This window comes from Stenotrophomonas sp. STEN020 (assembly GCF_056760195.1).
In genome coordinates this window covers 1-22,125 of sequence record NZ_JBRREI010000067.1, presented here as the reverse complement: position 1 = coordinate 22,125, position 22,125 = coordinate 1, and the positions used below count along the sequence as shown (strand labels likewise).

Sequence of the window (22,125 nt, the reverse complement as noted above, 5' to 3'; positions counted from 1 at the left end):
CCCGGGGGGCACCGGGGGGGGGCGTATGCTTATGCACCAGCGAAGCGCCCCGGCCGAACCCGGGGCGCTCGGTGGTGGTGAAGGTCAGGCGGCGAGTGCGTGGGCCTGCTGCTCGTCGTCGTTGTCGATGGCTTCCGGCTCGTCGTTCGTCACCGCCTGCGGCGCATCCTGCGCCGTGGTGTCGTCGGTGCCTTCGGCCTTGAAGATGGCAGGCATCCAGCCGGTGCCATCGGCCAGCCGCTCGGCTTCGCTGGCAATGTCGGCCTTCTTCAACTTCGCCAGCCGGGTGACGTGCGCCGGGGCGTACTGCTCCACGGCTTCCAGAATCGCGGCCTTCGGCACATGCCGGAAATAACCCTCATTGGTGGGCTTCCACCATGCGGCCATGTCCAAGCCGACAGCCTGCGCCAGTTCCGCGCCCGGTTGCTGCGGCGTGGCGCGGGGTGTCACCACGTCCACCGTGACGGCCACGGATATCGCCAGCAGCCGCACCAGTTCATCTTGCGACTTCGCTAGCAGCACGGCGAACAGTTCGGCGCTGTCCTCCGGCAAGCCTTCGCCTGCTACCTGCTGCAACTCGCGCAGCGCCACGGCGGCGGGCGAATCCGGTATATCCGGGGCGATGCCTTCCAGCCGGTCTTGCGCTTTCAGGCTCACGCCCAGCGGCAAGTCGTGGCCGTAGTGGCTGCCCTGCAAGACGGTCTGCACCATGCCATGCACCAGCGCGGCCAGCGCCACTTGCGGATGCCGGGCGACTTCGATTTGCAGCGCGGCGGTGCGGTGGGCGCTCAACCGCTGCGCCAGCTTGTCGGACATGGCGGCGGTCTTGGGCTGCTCGTCGTCCTCGCCTTCGTCGTCGTTCCCGGCTTCGCTTTCGCTGCCGAAACCTTGGCGCAGGCGTTCCAGTGTGCGCAGCGCCTTGGCCTCGGCCTCGCGCATCAACCCGCGATGAATCACTGCCTGCCCGTTGCGGTCGATGGTGACGATGGCACCGGCTGCGGCCTTCACGGTCGTGCCGTAGTCCTGCAAGCCATCTTCCAGCGCCTGCAACTGCTCGCCCACGGCTTCGCCTTCTTCCTGCAAGGCATCGGCCTTTTCCTCGTCCTCGGTATCAAGCGCGTCATCCACGGCGGCGGCCAGTTCGTGCATCTTGGTTTGCAGCTTCTCGATGCGCTGCGCTTCGCGCTTGTTCGGTTCGCGGCGCTCCCTCGGCGCACGCTGGAAGGCGTGCAGGTCGGCATGGGTCACGGCGGGGGTGGCATCCACCCACGCCCAGCCTTCGTCCTTCACCTCGGCGGCGATACCTGCCAGCTTGTCTTGCGCCAGCCGTTCCAGCAGCGCGGCATCGGTCAGATACACGCCCGCGTCACCTTCCGCGAACAGGTCACGGCGCACACCACCGCCTGCGGCTCCGTAGGTATCCAGCCCCACGAAACGCACCAGCGGATGCCGGTATGCGTCAATCTCGCGCTCGGTGAGGCGGTCGCGCAATTGGGAAGGGTTGCGCTGCCACGTCGGCGCGTCGTAGAACGCGGTTTCCTGCGCGGCGTGGTCGTCGGTGATGGCAAGGGCCATCAACTGATCGAGCGTCACGGCTTCGGCGCGGTAGTCGGCCAGCAGCCGGGGCGAGACGTTCGCCAGCTTCAAGCGGCGCTGCACCACCAGCGGCGTGACGCTGAAATCGGCGGCTATGTCCTCGATGGGTCGGCCTTCGGCCACCAGCGCGGCGAATGCCTCGAACTGGTCGGCGGGGTGCATGGCTTCGCGCTGCACGTTCTCGGTGAGGCTGGCCGTGCGGGCGGTGCCATCGGCCACCAACAGGCAAGGCACTTCCCATTCCTTGCTGATGCGGCGCTTCTTCGCCAGCAGCTTCAACGCGGCCAGCCTGCGGCCACCGGCCACGACTTCGTAATGCTCGCCATCGGCGGCGGCAATGACGATGAGGTTTTGCAGCAGGCCGACACGCTGAATGCTCGCGGCGAGTTCGGGAATGGACATGCGCGGGGTCTTGCGCACGTTGCGGCCAGCAGGACGCGACACCAGCCGCGACAGCGGAACCAAAATCAGGTTCTTGGTCGGGTCGGCGGCTTCCAGCGGGATAGCGGCGGCGGTGTTGAGGGCGCGGGCTTCGGTTTGGGTAATGGCGTTCATGGTGATAACTCCTATCGGTTCAGGGATGCAGCAGCGAAGAAAGCGGCAAGGGCTGCTGCCTGCCCCTGCCGCGTGGGGAATCAGGCCTTCAACTGGCGCAGGCCATCGGCCAACATCCAGAGGGCGCGATTGAGGCGCACATCGGAATCAATGCCCTGCACGGGGCGGGTCTGCTGGCGGCGTCCGTTGGCGCTGCGGCCATGCAATCCGCCTTTGGTCAGGTTTTCTTGGGTGCGGTTGAACACGCTCCACAAGTCCGGGCGGCGGTCGTCGAACCGGCGCGGCATCAGGATTTGGCTTTCCGTGATGGGCGCGGGCTTGTTATCGGTGGGGTCGTACTTGAGGGCCAGCGCGGAACGGGCGAACACTTCGGCTTCGCCTTCGTCCAGCGTGATAGCGCGCATCAGGTCGCGGGATTCCTTCACGCGTTCGAAGCCGCTCAACACCTCGAAAGCGCCTTCGATGACAGAACCGGCCACGTCGCCCTTGTGCGGCACGCGCACATCGGCCACGGTATCGCCGCACACAAGGCCATTGCTGCAAACGAACCGGAACATTCCGGCCAGCATCTGATAGCTGCTGGTGCCGTCGTGCGAGTTCAGCAGCACGATTTCATTGGCTTCCGCGCCGTTGATCTGACTGGCATGGCGCAGGCGAATCATGTGTTTGGTGTAGTCGCGGCGGTCGTCGTGCCGCACGCGGGTTTGCGCTGCCATGAAGGGTTCAAACCCTTCCTTGCGCAGTTCCGCCAGCACGGCGGCGGTGGGAATGTAGGCGTACCGTTCGGAGCGGCTATCGTGCGGGGCCTCCGCGAAGATGGACGGGGCTACGCGGCGGATTTGGTCGTCGGACAGCGGGTAGTCACTGCGCAGCGTCGGGGAATGGGAAGCGAATCGAGATGCGAGTTGCATGGTTTTCTCCAATGAGTTGCTGTGGTTTCAAAGCTGACCGGATTCCAAGATTCGGAGCCCGTTGTGGCTTCGGTTGGTTCGGCGCAGAGACCTGGGCCGGTCCTGTTTGCCGCCGTCTTTCCTGAGTTCATCGCCCGCGAAAAACCGGGCCAGCGAGGGACTGGCCGTCAAGGGAGAAGCGCAGGGTTGGTGCGGCCCGCAGCGCAGCGAGGACTCGGCCCTGCGCGCCTTGACGGCCAGGCACCGCGGGCTACGGTCGCGGGAAAAAGCGATGAACTTGGGGAAAGACGAACAGCGGCCAATGGGCCAGGGGGTGCGCTGAAACCAACGCCGCGCGGCGAGCGCCCCTGCGTGCCAGCGGCACGCCTAGCTGGATGGCTGTTGGTCGATCAGGTGCAACCTGTTCGGTGCATGCGAGGGGCGCCAAGCAAGGCGCGGCGGGGATGGGCTGTCCAGCCGATCCCCTGGAGGGCAAGCGCCGCGCGCAGGCCAGGAGCGAAGAGACGGCCGGAGGCATCAGGGATCAAAGCCGCATGGCCGCGACTCGGCACGAGGCGCGGGGCAACGCCCGCGAGCCCGACGGCGGCACGCCGGGATGCTCTACTGTTCACAACAAAATGTAAGTGACGCAATAGTACTTATGAGCCACAATGTAGCTACATCTATTGTGAGCGCAACAATGGCAAGTAACGACGTCGTTCGTGCCCGGATTGACGGGCAGATTAAAGAAGCCGCAACTGTTGTTCTGGCTGAAATGGGGTTATCAATTTCGGATGCGATTCGGATGCTGCTGACCCGAATCGCGGCAGATAAGGCACTCCCCTTTGACATCAATCGTGTGTCGTCCGATTCTGATCGGAAGGCACCATAAGGTTGCGCTGAGGCAAGGCCCGCAAATCGTTTCTCTGAACAGTAGGGATCAAGAATAGTTCATGGCATCTATCAGACCTTCAGCATTCAATCAACGTGAGCGTTTGGACGGCGGCCCCTTCCTTGTCATTGAAGCAGCCGAACCGGAAGAGGAAGGCATTAACGTTTTCTTCACTGATATTCCCGCAGCGGAGCGCAAGCCGGATTCGCCAATAGCGAGACTGCTCAATGTGTGTCCAGACAGATTGACCATTTGGCCTCTTAATATTCGAGAAGATCGCGACGATTACCTGCAACCTAAATACGGCACCCTTGAACGCATCGTCGTCGCTCGGCCTGTTATCGAGCCCTACATACTGCCAGAGACTACTGACGATGTCGTTGGGCTTCTTGAGCAGTTGCCGGATGGGTTTGCCAAAGATTTTCGATTCGGTTTGGGGCTTCTGTGGGAATATCGGCAAATTTGCGAAACAGCCGCCAGCTTAGAAAACGTAAGCATACTCATTGTCCACAAAGGAAATGACGCGAAAATTGATTCGCCATTCTTTATTCTCGGAATAAGAAGATTTCATGAATTAAGAAAAGAATTAAATCGCATAGCCTCTCGCCACCAGAGAGACGCGCGCAAGGACAAGCAATTTCATGTCTACCAGACCTTATTACATGCTGCCGATTCAGCACAATTTCCCGCTCTAAAGAAGAGCGTAAGACCTGATGCACTAACGGAAATGACCGATGGTGGGCGGCAGCATGTGACGCTTTCCAAGCGTGATCGGCGCGCCGCTGTTCGCATGGTTCAAGACAATATAGAAGCACTGGCGGAATCTGAGCCGCGCTCGCTGCTGGCATTAAAGAATGATATTGAGCTCATCACACTGAATCAACTGATTGAGCGATACCAGGAAATGCTTGGAAAAGGACTGACGGAAAGCAAGTGGCAAAGCTTCTTTCTGGAAAATCCTTTCATACTTAGTCTTGCATTTGCCGTTCCAGCCATGCTGGTTCAGGGGCAAGCTTATGCAGGTGGCAAGCGACTTAACGGGTCCGGCGGAAAATTTTCAGATTTTCTATACGCATCCGCTTCCACGGGCAATCTTGGCCTCATTGAGATAAAAAAGCCGCAAACCGAACTGCTAGGAAAATCTCCCTATCGTGGAGATGATGTTTTTGGCCCATCGACAGAATTGGGTGGAGCGATTGCTCAAATTCTAGATCAGCGTTTCAAATTGCAGAGTGAACTACCCGTCATAAAAAATAACATGAACCGATACGACCTCCACAGCTATGCGGTTCGCTGCATAGTTGTCGCTGGCATGACGCCACAAGAGCATCAGCAAAGAAAGTCATTCGAGCTCGTTCGAAATGCGTTCGCAGAGATCGTGATCGTGACTTTCGATGAACTACTTGCAAGGCTAACCGAGATTAAAAATGCGCTCCAACCGATTCCTACCTTAGACACGGTGCCGTTCTAAAACCAACTGACAGTTGGCCATTCCGTAGTTGGGATCAATGGCTGCAGTGTTCAACCAATCCATCGGCCGATCGGCATGTGGATTTCAACAACAAGATTGAATCAAATGCATATATCCAAGCTCAGCCTGGTCAACTACCGGAACTTTCCCAACACGAAGCTGCTGTTCCAGAAGGGTATCAACACTGTCATCGGCGAAAATGGATCTGGCAAAACCAATCTCTTTCGCGCAATCAGATTGCTGCTTGATGACAACATGATTCGCTCTGCCTACCGGCTGGAGCATACCGACTTTCATCGCGGCCTAGGGCGCTGGCAGGGACATTGGATCATCATCAGTCTTGAGTTTGAGGAAATCTCTGCGGATGAATCAGTGCAGGCGCTCTTCCGACATGGGACGGGCGTAATTGAGGAAGAGGCGAACGGCAAGGCCACTTACAACCTGATCTTTCGTCCGAAGAAGGAAATCAGGCTGCGACTTTCTCAATTGAACGATGGTGATCAGGCAGGCCTCGACGCTATCCTGAACCCGGTCACCATCGACGACTATGAAACGATTTTCACAGGTCGGAGTGAAGCCGACTTCAACGACGAGGCCTTCTATAAGGATGTGGTCGGCGACTTCGCGAATGTTCGATTCAATGAAGAGGTTGAATTTCGTGTTATCGGCGCGAAGATTCCGAACGTGCTGTCCGTCTCCAAAGAAATTTCGTTCACTTTCGTCCAGGCGCTACGGGACGTCGTCTCCGAATTTCACAACAACCGGACAAATCCGCTCTTTTCGCTTCTGAAGGGCAAGAGCGGCGATATCGACCCCGTGGCGTTCCAGGCTATCACCGACGGGGTAAAGGCATTGAATGACTCCATCGAAGCGTTGCCAGACGTGCAGGTCGTCCGGACGGATATCAGAGACACCATCAAGGATGCGGCGGGTGAGGCGTATTCGCCGTCTTCTCTTTCTATCAAGTCGGATCTGCCAGACGAAGCTGACAAGTTGTTCCAGTCGCTCAAGCTGTTCGTTGGCGAATCGGGGGAGAGCCACGAAGGACCGATCCACGAGCTGAGCCTTGGTGGAGCAAACCTGATATTCCTCACGTTGAAACTGCTTGAATTCAAGTATCAAAAGGCTAAACAGTCGATCGCCAACTTTCTGCTTATCGAAGAGCCGGAAGCTCACATTCACACACATATCCAGAAAACACTGTTCGACAAGCTCAAATACGACGACACACAGATCATTTATTCGACCCATTCGACGCACATCTCTGAGGTCAGCAATGTTCAGAACGTGAACATCCTCGGCAGAGAAGGTGATCGTTGCGAGGCATACCAGCCTGCAATTGGCCTAAACCCAGAAGAGATCGGCAACATTCAACGCTACCTGGATGCTGTCCGTAGCAACTTGTTGTTTGCCAAGAGCGTCCTCTTAGTGGAGGGCGATGCAGAAGAAATTCTCGTTCCGATCCTGATCAAGAACGTGCTAGGCGTCAGCCTTGATGAACTCGGCATCAGTTTAATTAATATCCGCAGCACTGGATTTCAGAACGTCGCGGTTCTTTTCGATGATGCCCGAATCCGGAAGCGGTGCAGCATCGTCACCGACCTTGACAAGTCCATCATTGACACAACGCCGGCGGCGGGAGACTCCGAAGGGCTGCTCCGGCGCAAGGGCAAGTATCAGGCATCCCAGGAAAAAGGGGTCGCCAGGAAAGCGTTATTGGAAGACACCTTCAAAGATAACGGGTGGGTTTCTCCATTCTTTGCCCCCCATACCTTCGAGGTCGACTTCATTGCCGCCGGCAATGCGCGTAAGGTGGTCGGCATCCTTCCTGATGTCTACAAGGATGCACCAACCATCGCGACGGCCAAGGCGGAGCTCGAATCAGCGGACATCGCGTTGTTCGGTCAGCGCGCATTGACCATGGCGGACAACTACGGCAAGGGATGGTTTGCCATCTTGCTGGGAAAGAAGATCGATCCGCAGACCGCCATTCCGAAGTACATCTTGGACGCCATCGCTTTTGCGCATCCGGTGGTCACTAAGGAAGTCTGGTTTAACGTGCTGAGCTACCGCGTGAACTACATCGATGCAGAAGATATCTTCACTGCGTCTGCCGTATTCGACGACTTTAGGGCCAAGCTGCTGGCCTTCCGAAATGGAGACATCGACTTCGTCGGCATCCGAAACGAGATGCTTGCCACGTTCCCAGATGATCGCATCAACGATGTACTCGCGGTGTTCTGATCATGTTCATGTGGAACAAAGATGATCTGAATCCCGAGCAGGAAGCAGCCATTCTGAAGCCAGGGAGCGTCTTTCTCATCGCTTGCCCGGGCAGCGGGAAAACGCGCACGCTCACCTACAAAATCGCCTATGAGTTGTCCAGGCTGAAATCGAACAAGCAGTTTGTCGTTGCCATCACTTATACGCACCGTGCCGCCGACGAAATCCACGAGCGCATTGAGAGCCTTGGGGTGGATACATCCCGATTATGGATAGGAACGATACATTCGTTCTGTCTTGAATGGATATTGAAACCGTACGGCATCTATCACGAAGCGTTGGATCGAGGCTTCCGTGTGATCGATCAGCATGAGCGCGAGAAAATCCTGGAGGCATTGTGCAAGCCTTACCAGAAGCCAAAAATAACATTCTGGGATTGTGAGTTTTATTACACCGAAACTGGATATGTGCTCTCCTGCCCACAAGATTGGAAGCATTCGGGTCTTCACGTCATATTGGGCAAGTATTTTGAGATTCTGCACGAAAGTCGGCAGCTAGACTTTGAGCTCATTCTTTACTATGCGTACCAACTGATCGCACGTCATCCTGCGATCAGCACTCTTCTGGCACAGTTGTTCTCTTTCGTGCTGATCGACGAGTATCAGGACACCAAACGAATTCAGTATTCGATCATCACCGCCATTCTGAAAGCTGGTCAAGGTGCGACCAAGGCCTTTATTGTCGGAGATCCTAACCAGGCGATTTATCAATCGCTTGGCGGATATCCGATTGCCTTCGAGGATTTCAAGGCGATGGCCAATATCGATTTGGACGAACTCGAACTGTCGCGGAACTACCGTTCTTCTGAGCGCATCATTGAGTACTTCGGAAACTACAACGTTCACAACACACGCATCGAAGCCGCATCCGAGGACAAGGCGTACCCAAGCCTTATTTCATTCGACGACACAGTGAGCAAAAATGATCTGGACGCTGAGCTCATCCGGCTCATCCGTTTCAACATTGAGACTATGGGCATCTCACCTCACGAGGTGTGCATTCTCGCGCCACAGTGGACGCATCTTGCAAGCATGACACGTCGTTTGGTCGCCAGCATGCCGGAGTACTCATTCGATGGCCCCGGTATGGTTCCCTTTGCACGGGACACAGAGAATTTCTGGTACAGGCTTTCTAAGATTGCACTTACTCAGGCATCGCCGGGAATGTATGTGCGCAGACTGCGGTGGGCCGGGGAGATTCTGAATGACCTAGAGGCGGCCGGGGCTAGCGTGTCGAAGCTCACGCGGAGGTCCTTGTTGAGGGAGTGCAATGCAATTAAGATCGATGAAACAGATGGTCTTACCTACTTGAGCGCATTTTTCGAGCGTCTGTTTGCAAACTTAGCAATCGACTTTCGCCTTTTCACGCTGCTTCAAGAGCATCACGTTGCCTTCTTCGATAGTTCGCAAGCCCGGGTAAATCGATTGAAGAGTGAAGGTAGCGAATTTATAGGCGATATTGAGACATTCAGGAAGGTATTTCAGCATAGGACTGGAATCACCATCTCGACGATACACGGCGTCAAGGGAGCCGAGTTCGATGCAGTGATCGCTTATGCATTATTAGAAGATATGGTGCCGCATTTCAATGATCCGAACGGTCAAGAAAGCGCGATGAAATTGCTGTATGTCATTGGTTCGCGGGCAAGGAAGAACCTGCACCTTGTTTCGGAACGAGGTCGAGTTCGCCAGTATTCTGGCGAAGAGTATCAAGTAACTCGCAAGCTTGCCTCATGCAGTTTTGGATACGATCAAATTCCATAGAAATCACGAGTAGCGCAACCGCGCTCTCTATGGGATGCCCTACAGCTTTGTTTAGCGTTTGGCTGAATCATCTGCGCGCGGCTCGCTCTGCATGCCCTGCTGTCGCCAGCTCAACATGCAAGCGGAGCGCGCAGGCCCGGATCACAGTGTCGGGCCGTGGAGGGCTGGCGAATGCCAGTCCCGTCAGGGATGAGCGAATAGCGAACGTGGAGCAGCGCGATCCACAAAGTGGAGACGCTCAAGGTTCCGTCGCTTACTATTTGGACTACGGCGAGTTGAGTAAAAAATATGAAAAATATCTTTGAAGAAATCAATGAATTTTCTTCGGAAAAAATCGCGTTATTCAGCTTTGGGAAATTTTGCTACGTCTTTCTTAATAAAGACCCGATCTTTGTCAAGAAATTGCTTCCCCTCATCCAAACCTCTCTGGCAAATGAGAGCTTTCAGGCAGACGTAATGCGTGCTTATACGGAGGGCTGCATGAATGAAAAGGCGGCCATTCTGAAAGAATTTGAAGCCAAACGCGACCATCCAAACGCAGCCAAGTTTTATGGGCCACAGCTTGATCTAGTGGACAAGCGATTGGCTATAAAGACAATCCAGCATTTAATGGACTACTTAAATAATTATCTCAACGAGTATCCGGGATCGCTAGAAATTCTCAACAATTCCTACAAGCATATCCATGACGAAGATGGTGTTTCGTACATAAAAGAAAATTACGCAAATTATCGCATTGGCTGCATTTTTTATTCCAAGCACCAATCAATCATGGGGAGGGCTGAGATGCTGGAGCTAAAATATTCCAAGGTAGTTGAACGTGAGTACGAGAAAATTGGAATTGACATAAGAAAGGAAGATGCTCAGTTCTCTAAATATAGTCTTGTCAGCCTGAACGAGAATATTCAGATATTCAACGACAAGGATAGTCAGACAATACGCGATGAACGCATAGGGCGACACTTCTGGATAAAAGTTCCGAGGAAGCTGCTTACCTCTATCGAGGAACTCATTGAAAAAGGAATGCTGTCCGAAATAGCATTCAGGATTGATTACGTCTCCGATTATGTCCCTGCAATGGAGGAGATGGAGTTTGGCGCTCCGTTGCGATTGAAAATATCTTCCCTTCCTAGATTGTCAAAGTTCTACTCCACCGATAAATATGAGAACAATCTATGGATTCACCATGACGCAGAGAAGCTAAGTTTGACTTTTGAAGAATTGATGGAGGACTTTGAGGTGGCAGGCGACGACGTCGTAACGCAAGTCATCCATCTTGAATACAGTTCAAAAGGCGATGATTTTTTTATAACTCACTTGGATCACGAATTTATCGTATATACGTTGGATAGCTATCAAGAAAGATTGAGCAATGCCAACATCAAGGGGCATAGAAAAATAAAGACATTCAAAATAGATAACTCAATGATCCCGTTTGATATAAATATTAGCGGGGATCTTTTTCTGTTTCAGGTTCTCGATTCGTATTTAAAAAATGATGACTTGATTCGTGAATATTTTGAAAAAATTAACTGACTTTATAGTTTGAGATATTTAATTAAAACAGCGATCGGCATAGAACATGGCGCTGCTGCCCGCGATAATCATGTGATTGGGCGCTCGCGCCCACTAGCCCCAGCGCATCCTTGAGCCGCAGGCCAGTTCCTTATCGGCCTATGGCGATTCCACACTAGCATGGAGCCTCGATAGAGCAAGAGATCCGTTGCCACATGCTCGTGCTGTGGTTTGGGTGTACGGTTGGACAGATGCTGCTGTCAGGACTTCTCGCCAGGCTGCCGCTGCTCGATCTGCAACCGCGCCCGTTCGGTCGCCTGCTGCAACCGCTCCCCCAGCACCGCACGCGGCGGCAGGGTCGTCAGGTATTCGGCTACGTGGATGCCCGACTTGTCCAGCTCCAGCAACTCGATCTGCTCTGACTTCTTGCCGGTACAAAGAATGATGCCCAGCGGCGAGGCTTCCTCCGGTTCGCGTTCGTGCTTGTCGAGCCAACGCAAATAAAGCTCCATCTGCCCCTTGTATGCTGCCTTGAACTCGCCGATCTTCAACTCCACCGCCACCAGCCGCCGCAGCTTGCGGTTATAGAACAGCAGGTCCAGGTGGAAATCCTCGTCGTCGATCTGGATGCGTTTCTGCCGGGCTAGGAAAGAGAAGCCCGCGCCCAACTCCAGCAAAAAAGACTCCATTTCGCGGATGATCGCGGCTTCCAGGTCGCCTTCCTGCCAGGTATCGCGCAGGCCCAGGAAGTCGAGGATGTACGGGTCGCGCATGACCAGCGCCGGCGACATGCGCTGCGCATCGCGCATCGCCGCCAGCTCTTGCGTGATCGTCTCGTCCGGCTTCTTGGACAGCGCCGTGCGCTCGTATAGCATCGAGTCGATGCGCTCGCGTAGCGTCCGCACGCTCCAGCGTTCGGCGCTGGCCATTTGCACGTAGTAGTCCCGCTGGAGCGGGTCTTTTAGCGGCAGCAGCGCCACGAAATGCGACCAGCTCAATTGTCGTGACAGCGTCACGACAATTGGCTCGTCCGAGAAGGTGGCGGCGAACTGCACCATCCGGCGCAGGTTCTTGTCCGCGAAGCTACGTCCGTAGTCGCGGACAAGCTGCGCCGCCAGGGTCGGCAGGATTTCGTCGCCGTACCCGGCCCGCTGCCCGGCAAGCACTTCCGTATGGATGCGCTGGCCAATGCGCCAGAACAGCAATGTCAGCTCGGCATTGACCGCCGAGGCGACGCGCTGGCGCGACGCTTCGATCAGTGCCCGGATGTCGCCCAGCAGCGCGGGCGGCGCTGCTGGCGCTGAGACGGATGCCTTGCGCCGGGTCATGCGGCCACCTCCTTGGCTCCCTGCATCCCGGTGATCGTCTTACGCCGATTCGCCACCAGTTCGGCCGCCTCTCGCACCGGCTTATCCTCGGTGTGGACGTAGCGCATGAACATGACGACGGTCTTGTGCGCCGTTAGCGCCATGCCGACCTTGACCGGGATGCCCGAATTGGCAATGTCGGTCGCCGAACGGTGGCGGATGCCGTGCGTGCCCACGTGCGTAGCGCCAGCCGCCTTGAGCGCACGGCTCCAGCCACCGTAATACTCGCCCGTGGTTAGATGCTTGCCAGCGTGGCTAGGAGAAGGCAGCACATAGCGGCTACCCTCCTGCCGGGGTGCCGTCGAGAGTAGCCGATAGGCTTCCTCGCTCATGGGCTTAGACATGCCGCCTGTCTTGCTGTCAGGCCAGACGACGCGCCGGTTCTGCAAGTCAACCCAGTTCCATTCCAGCGCGATGATTTCCGAGCGGCGGCCGGCGAACTCGAACTGCAGGCGGATTCCCAAAGGGATGACGTAGTTCTCCAGCCCCTCCGACTCGATCTTGTCGAGCTGTCGGAACAGGTTGCCCATTTCTTCGTCGCTGATGAGGTGAGTCGATTTGCCGGCAGGGAACATCGGGACGTGACGGCAAGGGTTGGTACCGTCGGGCCGATAGCCCCATACCTCGGCCATGTTGAACATCTTGCGCAAGACGCTGAATACCTTGTTCGCCTCGGTCTGCTTGTACGAAAGCTTTTCCATCAGTCCGGCGATTTCAGGACGCTTCACGTCCTGAACTTTCTTGCGTCCCAGCAGCGGAATAATGTTGCGATTGATGACAGCCTGATAGCCGGCTTGGGTGCTGAGCTTGTTGCGCTTCTTGGAGTAGTCCTCCATGAACTTCGTGCATAGCTCCTTGACCGTAGGTGCCTGGCGCGCCTCCGCCTTCTCTGCGGCGGGATCTCCGCCTCGGCGGACTTGGGCCAGCCATTCCTGCGCCAGCGACCGCGCCTGTTCGACGGTCAGCTCCCCGTACAGTCCTAGCGAGGGCTTGCGGCGCTCGCCAGCGTTCGTCCGGTACTGGAGCATGAACACCTTGCGACCCGCCGGGGTAATCTTGCACAGGAAGCCGGGGACCAGCGTGTCCCGGAGTTCGACGGCCTCTGCCTGGGGTTGCGCCGCATCGACAGCGGACTTAGTGAGTTTGATCTTAGCCATGATGACTCCTTGGAAAGACCTGGATTCCAAGGGCCGGATAGGAGTCAGGCGGTCGGAAGTCAGGTCAGGTTTCGGAAAGCACCGGCATATGTTGAACTCGCTTAAGTCATTGATAAACCTGCTGTATCGGGCTGTAGCGTAGTCCAGCGAATTTCGGTGCTGGAGTCATGGTGAAATAAAAAATGCCACCGACGAAGCAGTGGCAAGGAGAGAGAGATGAACCGGTGTTTTCTTGTGGCTCCATCCTGCACCCACAACATGTAGATGATTTGTCGATAACCGACTTTATTGCATGCCGCGATTGCTGGATTGCGACAAGGCAAACGCCTCCCAACTCGCAATTGCGCGCTTTGGCACATTCCGAATCAGTGGGCAAGCAAACTCAACGAAGCGCCGGCAGTCAGAGTCCCATTCGAGGCAAGCAGAAGGGGCCTTCCGGCCCCTTCCGTGTATACCTACCAGCGGCGAAACAATCAGCCGCGATAGCCATTGGTGATGGGGTAACGGCGCTCACGGCCAAACGCGCGCCGCGAAACCTTCGGTCCCGGTGCAGCTTGATGGCGCTTCCATTCACTGATACGCACCAGCTTCAGCACCCGATCCACTACCTCCGGCGCATAACCAGCAGCAACTATGTCCTCGCGCGATTGTTCCTGGTCTATGTAGCGGTACAGGATGCCGTCCAACACGTCGTAAGCAGGCAACGAATCCTGGTCTGTCTGGTTGTCACGCAGCTCGGCCGATGGCGCGCGGGCAATCACCGCAGGCGGAATCACCGGCGCGCCGCCCACCGTATTGCGCCACTTGGACAGGCCGTAAACTTCCGTTTTGTACAGGTCCTTCAATGGCGCGTAGCCACCGCACATATCGCCATAGATGGTGGCGTAACCCACCGCGTACTCGCTCTTGTTGCCGGTGGTCAGCAACAGGCCGCCGAACTTGTTTGCCAAGGCCATCAGGATCACGCCACGGCTACGCGACTGCAGGTTCTCTTCGGTGACATCCGCCGCCTGACCTTCAAACATAGCCGACAGCGACTGCATCAAGCCCTGGAAGGCCGGCTCGATCGGCACCGTCTCCAACTTCACGCCCAGCGCGCGACACTGCTCCACCGCCAGATCATTGGACAGATCCGCGGTGTAGCGTGACGGCAGGCTGACGGCAGTGACGTTGTCCGCGCCCAATGCATCCACCGCCAGTGCCAGCACCAGCGCCGAATCGATACCGCCCGACAGGCCCAGCCATACCTTGCTGAAGCCGTTCTTGCCGCAATAGTCCTGGATGCCGCGGGTGACCGCGCGCCAGGCCAAGGCGTCCATGCTCTCGTCGCCGTCATCAATCCAGCGCAGCGGCATGAAGCTGCGCGCGGCGACGTTGTATTCGACCACCAGCATTTCTTCGGTGAAAGCCACGGCGGCTGGATGCACGGTGCCGTCGCCATCGGCCACGACCGAAGCACCATCAAACACCACCGCGTCCTGGCCGCCGACGGTGTTGACGTAGGCGATGGCCACACCGGTCTCGCGGCTGCGCTCGGCCAGCAGCGCATCGCGCTGAGCGTGCTTGCCACGCTCGTACGGCGAGGCGTTGGGCACCAGCACCAGTTCGGCACCGGCCTTGACGGTGGCAGCCAGCGGCTCGGGGAACCACAGGTCTTCGCAGATCACCAGGCCCAATTTCACCCCATTGACCTCGAACACGCAGTTGCCACCATCCGGGTCCACGTCGAAGTAGCGTCGCTCGTCGAACACCGCATAGTTGGGCAGCTCGCGCTTGCGGTAGGTGGTGGCGATGACGCCATCACGCAGTACGCTGGCGGCGTTGTACACCACCGCACCGGCGCTCTGCGGCCAGCCAACCACGGCCACGATGCCCTGCACTTCCGCCGCTACCCGCGCCAACGCCTGCTCACAGCTACGCAGGAAGCCAGGGCGCATCAGCAGGTCTTCCGGCGGATAGCCACTGATGGCAAGTTCCGGGAACAGCACCACATCGGCACCGTATTCGTCACGCGCCTCTTGCATCAGCTCGATGATGCGGCCTGCGTTGCCGTCCACGTCCCCGACCGGGAAATCGAACTGGGCCAGGGCGATGCGTAGCGATTCGGACATATCAACAACCTTCTGCTTGGCCCCGCACCCTGCGGGGGCTTGGTGTTGCCAGCGCCGCGCGCAGGATGCTGTCGCAGACCGCGGCGGTGTGGCTCAAGGCTTCATTATTCCAGAAGCGCAGCACGCGGTAGCCATTGCGGTGCAGGAAGGCATCGCGGCGGCGGTCATTGGGGTCGGTTGCATGCTGGCTGCCGTCCAGTTCGATGACCAGTTTGTGTTCCAGGCAGACGAAATCGACGACATAGGGGCCGATCGGGTGTTGGCGGCGGAACTTGAAGCCGACCAGGTGGCGGCCTCTGAGAAAGTACCAGATGCGCCGCTCTGCATCGGTCATGCGCCGGCGCAGGGCTCGGGCGCTATTGGTTTTGCTGCCTTTGCGCATGGGTGCCTCCTTTGTTGGGAGACGATTGCGCTACGGAGCGGCGGATGGAATCGGAGGAAACGGGTCTTTGAGTGGAGAGATTCCCGTTTTTGTGGCGATGCGAGGGAGGTGGCTGAAAGCGCAGGCAAAGGCAAAAGCTTGCCCTCACCCCTACCCCTCTCCCGCAGGCGGGAGAGGGGAAAGCAATTGCCACAGCCACAGCCACAGCCACAGCCAGAGCCAGAGCCACAGCCAGAGCCACAGCCACAGCCAGAGCCAGAGCCAAGTCCAAAACAATGATTCAAAACCCGAGCCCCGGCCGAAGTTCGGCTTTGGCTTTGGCTTTGGCTTCGGCTTTGGCTTCGGCTTTGGCTTCGGCTTTGGCTTCGGCTTCGGCTTTGGCTTTGGCTTCGGCTTTGGCTTTGGCTTTGGCTTTGGCTTTAGCTGTCCCCTCTCCCGCTTGCGGGAGAGGGGTAGGGGTGAGGGCAAGCCCTTGCTTTTGCTCTTGCCTGCCTTCCACCAACCCCAAAAACAAGAAAGGCCACCCGAAGGTGGCCTCTCTCAAATCACTGAAGCGCAGTCTTACTTGACCAGCTTCGCGATTGCAGCGCCCAGGTCGCCCGGCGAACGGACGGTGACAACGCCAGCAGCTTCCATCGCCGCGAACTTGCCCTCAGCCGTGCCCTTGCCGCCCGATGCGATCGCACCGGCGTGGCCCATGCGCTTGCCGGCCGGAGCCGAAGCACCTGCGATGAAGCCGACAACCGGCTTCTTCACGTGGTTCTTGATGTACTCGGCACCGGCTTCTTCAGCGTCGCCACCGATTTCGCCAACCATGATGATGCCTTCGGTCTGCGGGTCTTCGTTGAACAGCTTCAGGCAGTCAACGAAGTTCAGGCCGTTGATCGGGTCGCCGCCGATACCGATGCAGGTCGACTGGCCCAGGCCCACTTCCGTGGTCTGCTTGACCGCTTCATAGGTCAAGGTGCCCGAACGCGACACGATGCCGATCTTGCCCGGCATGTGGATGTGGCCCGGCATGATGCCGATCTTGCACTCGCCCGGGGTGATCACGCCGGGGCAGTTCGGCCCGATCAGCACGGTGTCCGGATGCGAACGGGTCAGCACGTTCTTGACGCGCAGCATGTCCAGCACCGGGATGCCTTCGGTGATGCAGACGATGACCTGGATGCCGGCAGCAGCCGCTTCCAGGATCGCATCAGCCGCGTACGGCGGCGGCACGTAGATGACCGAAGCATTGGCGCCGGTGCTCTGCACGGCATCGGCCACGGTGTTGAACACCGGCAGGTCGATGTGGGTGGTGCCGCCCTTGCCAGGGGTCACGCCGCCGACAACCTGGGTGCCGTACTCGATCATCTGAGTGGCGTGGAAGGTGCCCTGCTGGCCGGTAAAGCCCTGCACGATCACCTTGGTGTTCTTGTTAATCAAAACAGACATTGGATTTCCTTCGGTGTCGGATCAGGCAGCGTTCTTGACAGCTTCAACGATCTTCTTGGCGCCATCGTTGATGTTGTCAGCCGGGATGATGGCCATGCCGCTGTCACGCAGCAGCTGCTTGCCTTCTTCCACGTTGGTGCCTTCCAGGCGCACCACGACCGGAACCTTGACGCCCACTTCCTTCACGGCAGCGATGATGCCTTCGGCAATCATGTCGCAGCGGACGATGCCGCCGAAGATGTTGACGAAGATGCCTTCGACCTTGTCCGAGGACAGGATCAGCTTGAAGGCTTCAATGACGCGCTGCTTGTTGGCACCGCCGCCCACGTCCAGGAAGTTCGCCGGCTCGCCGCCGTTGAGCTTGATGACGTCCATGGTGGCCATGGCCAGACCTGCGCCGTTGACCATGCAGCCGATGTTGCCGTCCATGGTGACGTAGTTGATGTCCAGCTCCGAAGCGATCACTTCGGTCGGGTCTTCCTGGGTCTTGTCGCGCATGGCAACCAGAGCCTTCTGACGGAACGCGGCGTTGTCGTCGCTGTCGAACTTGCCGTCCAGCGCGTACAGGTTGCCGTCGTCCAGGATGGCCAGCGGGTTGATTTCAACCAGCGCCAGGTCCTTTTCGTTGAACAGGCGGTACAGGTTCACCATGATGTTGGCGAACTGGCCAGCCTGCTTGGCGGTCAGGCCCAGCTTGAAGCCGAAATCACGGCCGTGGTAGCCCTGCACGCCTTCAACGAAGTCGACGTTGAGCGAGTGGATCAGCTCCGGGGTTTCAGCAGCAACCTGCTCGATCTCCACGCCGCCTTCCGAAGAAGCGATGTAGGTGATGGTCTTGGTGCCACGGTCAACCAGCACCGACAGGTACAGCTCCTTGACGATCTCACCGGCGGTGGTCACCAGCACCAGGTTGACCGGCAGCTCGACGCCTGCGGTCTGGTAGGTGGCCATCTTGGTGCCGAGCATCTTGGCCGCAGCGGCCTTGACGTCATCGGTGGTCTTGCAGAACTTGACGCCGCCAGCCTTGCCGCGGCCGCCAGCGTGGATCTGTGCCTTGACCATCCAGGGGCCCTGGCCCAGCGACTGGGCAGCTGCAACAGCCTCGTCCGGGGTCGCAGCGACCTTGCCGGCCGGGACCGGGATGCCGTATTCGGCAAGCAGTTGTTTTGACTGGTACTCGTGGAAATTCATGCGTCACCGTGGGAATAGGAACGACCGCACGCAGTCCGCAGGGCCAGAAATGGCCGACTGACAGGGCGGGCGGGCCCGATATTGTCGCCGACGGCGGCCCAGCACGCAAAGAAGTCTGTACAAATCGCCAGAACCGGCATGATTTTACCCACCAATTCAGTAACTTGCCGGCGATTGCCGGACGCGCCCGGGACTCCCCGCGCAAGGGGTGGCGCACCTATACTGGGCCGATAACGCTTGGATAGGAGATCCGGCTTGGCCCCCAGTTCGTCGATCATCGACCGCATAGAATCCATCCCAACGCGCGAGCTGTACTTTTTTGCGTTGTACCGGGTGCTGGTCGCCGCACTGCTGAGCGCACTGGTGTTCGGGCCACTTACTCCCATGGTGGGCGAGGCCCACCAGCCGCAGCTGGCGCAAGCAGTCTCCATCGCCTATCTGCTTGTCTCGATCGGCCTGTTGATCTGGGGCCGCAACGAGCGTTGGCTACAGCGCATCGTGATTGGCAGCGTGGTTGTCGACATCGCCGCCGCCACCTTGCTCAGCCACGCCCTGCCCGGTGCCAGCGCTGGCATCTCGATGTCACTGCTGTTCAACATCGCAGCAGCGGGCCTGCTGCTGCCGCTGTCCAGGGCGATGCTGATCGCCCTGCTGGCTTGTGCCGCCAGCGTTGCGGAGTACATCTGGCAGATGCTGGAGGGCGGGCAAAACACCCGCACGCTGGCCGAACTGGCAATGTTCGTCACCAGCTATCTCGCGCTGACCTTCATCGCCTACCAGATCGGCAGCCGCACCCGCCGCACCCAGCAACTGGCCGATCAACGCGGCGCCGAAGTCGCCAACCTGTTCGAAGTGAACGAGTTGATCATTCGCCGCATGCGCACCGGCGTGCTGGTAGTAGACACCAATGGCCACATAACACTGGCCAATGAAGCCGCCACCGCCCTGCTCGGCGACATGGAAGGCGCGCTTGCCACCGAGCGTGTCGCTCTGACTATCGCTTCGCCGGAACTGGCGCGGCGCCTGCAACGCTGGCGCAATGGCTGGCACGAAGACGAACAACCGCTGCAGCTGGCCCCGGAGCAGGCCGAAGTACTGCCACGCTTTGCCCGCCTGCTGGCCGACAGCGATATGTCCTTGATCTTCCTGGACGACACCACCGTGGTCTCGCGCCGGGCCGAATCGCTGACCCTGTCCACTCTTGGCCGCTTCTCCGCCAGCCTGGCCCATGAAATCCGCAACCCGCTGGCAGCCATCAACTACGCCACCCAGCTGCTGGAGGAGTCCGAAGACATTGGCGAGGCCGACCGACGCTTGCTGCAGATCATCCACCAGCAATGCCAACGCACCAACGGCATCGTCGAGAGCGTGCTGGCGCTGGCCCGACGCGAACGGGCAAACCCGGAAAACCTCGACCTGGCCGCCTTCGTGCGCCGCTTCGTGATCGAGTACCGGCAGACCCTGTCACTGGAGAACGACAGCCTGGAAGCGGTGATCCGCGAGCCATCGATAATGGCAATGATCGACCCCCGGCACCTGCACCAGGTGCTGACCGCGCTGGTCCACAACGCCCTGAAGTATGGCCGGGTAGCCGATGAGCCGGCACGCATCCGCATCCGCGTCGCCTCGGCCGAGCGCAATGCGATCATCGACGTGATGGACCGTGGCCCCGGCATCCCGGATGCCATTGCCACCCAACTTTTCCGGCCGTTCTACACCACCTCCGAACACGGCACCGGGCTGGGCCTTTACATCGCCCGCGAGCTTTGCCGGGCCAATCAAGCCCAGCTGGACTATGTGTCCATTCCCGCTGGCGGCGCCTGCTTCCGGCTGACCCTGAGCATCCCAAAAGCCGCGTTCGCCCGCGGCCAGCATCAATGAGCCATTTTTCGAAGCAATCGTTTGTAGACATGCATCTACCTCGGCTATCGTTCCATTCATGAACGCAACACATAGCGCCCTGATCGTCGATGACGAACGCGACATCCGCGAGCTGCTGGTCCTCACCCTTGGCAGGATGGGCTTGCGGATCAGTACCGCAGCAAACTTGGCCGAGGCCCGGGAACTGCTGGCCAGCAACCATTTCGACCTATGCCTGACCGATATGCGCCTGCCTGACGGCAACGGCATCGAGCTGGTCACCGAGATCACCCGCGACCACCCGTCCACCCCGGTGGCGATGATCACCGCCTTCGGCAGCATGGATCTGGCAGTGGAAGCACTGAAAGCCGGCGCCTTCGATTTCGTCAGCAAGCCGGTGGACATCAATGTGCTGCGCGGCCTGGTCCGGCATGCCATCGAGCTGAACAATGAAGCACGCCCCAGCACCCCGCCACCGCCGGAGAACGCCACCCGTCTGCTCGGCAGCTCGTCGGCAATGGATGAACTGCGCGCCACCATCGGCAAGGTTGCCCGCAGCCAGGCGCCGGTTTACATCCTGGGCGAGTCCGGCGTCGGCAAGGAATTGGTGGCCCGTACCATCCATGACCAGGGCGCGCGTGCGGCAGGACCATTCATCCCGGTCAACTGCGGCGCCATTCCCAGTGAGCTGATGGAAAGCGAGTTCTTCGGCCATCGCAAGGGCAGCTTCACCGGCGCCCACGCCGACAAGCCTGGCCTGTTCCAGGCAGCGAACGGCGGCACCTTGTTCCTGGATGAAGTTGCCGAGCTGCCCCTGCAGATGCAGGTCAAGCTGCTGCGCGCGATTCAGGAAAAATCGGTGCGCCCGGTAGGCGCCGCCACCGAAGTCAACGTCGATGTGCGCATCCTCTCAGCCACCCACAAAGACCTGAGCACCCTGGTGCAGGACGGGCGTTTCCGCCACGACCTGTACTACCGCATCAACGTCATTGAACTGCGGGTGCCACCGCTGCGCGAACGCCGTGGCGACCTGCCGCAGCTGGCCAGCACCATCTTGAACCGTTTGGCGCAGTCGCAGGGCCAGAAGCCACCACAACTGGCGTCTTCGGCACTTGAAGCGCTGGATGCCTATTCCTTCCCCGGCAACGTCCGCGAACTTGAGAATATCCTCGAGCGGTCGCTGGCACTGGCCGACAGCGACCGCATCGACGCCAGCGACCTGCGCCTGCCGCAGCCGCAAAACGCACCGCCTCGCGCGCCCAACAGCGACACTCCGGCACCTATTGCCAGCCCCCAGGAAGCCGTTGTCGACATAGACCCTGCCAGCTCCGCCCTGCCCTCCTACATCGAGCAGATGGAGCGCACAGTGATCCAGAAGGCCCTGGAAGAAAATCGCTGGAACAAGACCAAGACCGCTGCCCAGCTCGGCATCACCTTCCGTGCCCTGCGCTACAAGCTGAAAAAACTGGGCATGGAGTAAGGCAGACGAGCAAAACCAAGGTGGCGCCGAGCCATGCGCGGCTGGCGCTACCAGTGAATCCCCACGGTAGAGGCGCGGCCAGCCGGGGGGGGGGGGGGGGAGCAAGACCCCCCCCCGCCACGGGGGGGGGGACAGCCCGACCCGCGGGGGGGGGGGTTGGGGGGGGGGGTGGGGG

General features: G+C 58.6%; 16 protein-coding genes. 7 read left to right on the top strand and 9 right to left on the bottom strand.

What is annotated here, in order from left to right:
* Positions 1 to 84 precede the first annotated feature (84 nt).
* Together ACVOLZ_RS19810 and ACVOLZ_RS19805 are read right to left on the bottom strand one after the other, a co-directional pair.
* Positions 85 to 2,151, bottom strand: a complete 2,067-nt coding sequence (locus tag ACVOLZ_RS19810) for a ParB/RepB/Spo0J family partition protein (protein WP_004883050.1) — start codon at positions 2,149 to 2,151, stop codon at positions 85 to 87.
* 80 nt (positions 2,152 to 2,231) lie between these two features.
* Positions 2,232 to 3,062, bottom strand: coding sequence for a DUF932 domain-containing protein (locus ACVOLZ_RS19805; RefSeq protein WP_004883049.1), 831 nt, complete (start codon positions 3,060 to 3,062; stop codon positions 2,232 to 2,234).
* Positions 3,063 to 3,702: 640 nt separating this feature from the next.
* Between ACVOLZ_RS19805 and ACVOLZ_RS19800 the strand changes: the two genes are divergently transcribed.
* From ACVOLZ_RS19800 to ACVOLZ_RS19780, 5 genes are all read left to right on the top strand, one after another.
* On the top strand, positions 3,703 to 3,933 hold the full coding sequence (locus tag ACVOLZ_RS19800; RefSeq protein ID WP_050554911.1) for a type II toxin-antitoxin system RelB/DinJ family antitoxin: 231 nt from the start codon (positions 3,703 to 3,705) through the stop codon (positions 3,931 to 3,933).
* Between the two features lie 61 nt (positions 3,934 to 3,994).
* A complete protein-coding gene (locus ACVOLZ_RS19795) occupies positions 3,995 to 5,404 on the top strand; it encodes a Shedu immune nuclease family protein (RefSeq protein WP_004883043.1) in 1,410 nt (469 codons plus the stop codon).
* Between the two features lie 105 nt (positions 5,405 to 5,509).
* Positions 5,510 to 7,648 (top strand): AAA family ATPase, encoded by a 2,139-nt coding sequence (locus tag ACVOLZ_RS19790; protein WP_004883041.1) that lies wholly within the window; start codon positions 5,510 to 5,512, stop codon positions 7,646 to 7,648.
* Between the two features lie 8 nt (positions 7,649 to 7,656).
* Positions 7,657 to 9,450, top strand: coding sequence for a UvrD-helicase domain-containing protein (locus ACVOLZ_RS19785; protein WP_207570148.1), 1,794 nt, complete (start codon positions 7,657 to 7,659; stop codon positions 9,448 to 9,450).
* A gap of 288 nt (positions 9,451 to 9,738) precedes the next feature.
* Complete coding sequence (locus ACVOLZ_RS19780) at positions 9,739 to 10,986, top strand: hypothetical protein (RefSeq protein WP_004883036.1); 1,248 nt, start codon at positions 9,739 to 9,741, stop codon at positions 10,984 to 10,986.
* A 239-nt stretch (positions 10,987 to 11,225) separates the two neighbouring features.
* On the opposite strand, the gene ACVOLZ_RS19775 is transcribed toward ACVOLZ_RS19780, so the two are convergent.
* From ACVOLZ_RS19775 to sucC, 7 genes are all read right to left on the bottom strand, one after another.
* Entirely contained in the window at positions 11,226 to 12,293 is a 1,068-nt protein-coding gene (locus ACVOLZ_RS19775) for a PDDEXK nuclease domain-containing protein (RefSeq protein WP_004883035.1), read from the bottom strand.
* Entirely contained in the window at positions 12,290 to 13,489 is a 1,200-nt protein-coding gene (locus ACVOLZ_RS19770) for a tyrosine-type recombinase/integrase (RefSeq protein WP_004883034.1), read from the bottom strand. The genes ACVOLZ_RS19775 and ACVOLZ_RS19770 overlap by 4 nt, the downstream gene beginning before the upstream one ends.
* Before the next feature lie 473 nt (positions 13,490 to 13,962).
* On the bottom strand, positions 13,963 to 15,600 hold the full coding sequence (locus tag ACVOLZ_RS19765) for an NAD+ synthase (protein ID WP_481517618.1): 1,638 nt from the start codon (positions 15,598 to 15,600) through the stop codon (positions 13,963 to 13,965).
* A gap of 1 nt (position 15,601) precedes the next feature.
* Complete coding sequence (locus tag ACVOLZ_RS19760; protein WP_481517617.1) at positions 15,602 to 15,982, bottom strand: endonuclease domain-containing protein; 381 nt, start codon at positions 15,980 to 15,982, stop codon at positions 15,602 to 15,604.
* A 280-nt stretch (positions 15,983 to 16,262) separates the two neighbouring features.
* On the bottom strand, positions 16,263 to 16,496 hold the full coding sequence (locus ACVOLZ_RS19755) for a hypothetical protein (RefSeq protein WP_481517616.1): 234 nt from the start codon (positions 16,494 to 16,496) through the stop codon (positions 16,263 to 16,265).
* 47 nt (positions 16,497 to 16,543) lie between these two features.
* Complete coding sequence (gene sucD / locus ACVOLZ_RS19750; RefSeq protein WP_481517615.1) at positions 16,544 to 17,419, bottom strand: succinate--CoA ligase subunit alpha; 876 nt, start codon at positions 17,417 to 17,419, stop codon at positions 16,544 to 16,546.
* Positions 17,420 to 17,440: 21 nt separating this feature from the next.
* Positions 17,441 to 18,610: an ADP-forming succinate--CoA ligase subunit beta gene (gene sucC / locus ACVOLZ_RS19745; protein WP_346499776.1), complete on the bottom strand. Its 1,170-nt coding sequence runs from the start codon at positions 18,608 to 18,610 to the stop codon at positions 17,441 to 17,443.
* 255 nt (positions 18,611 to 18,865) lie between these two features.
* Between sucC and ACVOLZ_RS19740 the strand changes: the two genes are divergently transcribed.
* Together ACVOLZ_RS19740 and ACVOLZ_RS19735 are read left to right on the top strand one after the other, a co-directional pair.
* Entirely contained in the window at positions 18,866 to 20,491 is a 1,626-nt protein-coding gene (locus ACVOLZ_RS19740) for a sensor histidine kinase (RefSeq protein ID WP_481517614.1), read from the top strand.
* Between the two features lie 58 nt (positions 20,492 to 20,549).
* Positions 20,550 to 21,950 carry a sigma-54-dependent transcriptional regulator gene (locus ACVOLZ_RS19735; protein ID WP_481517613.1) on the top strand — a complete coding sequence of 467 codons (1,401 nt, stop codon included), beginning with the start codon at positions 20,550 to 20,552 and terminating at the stop codon, positions 21,948 to 21,950.
* Positions 21,951 to 22,125 lie beyond the last annotated feature (175 nt).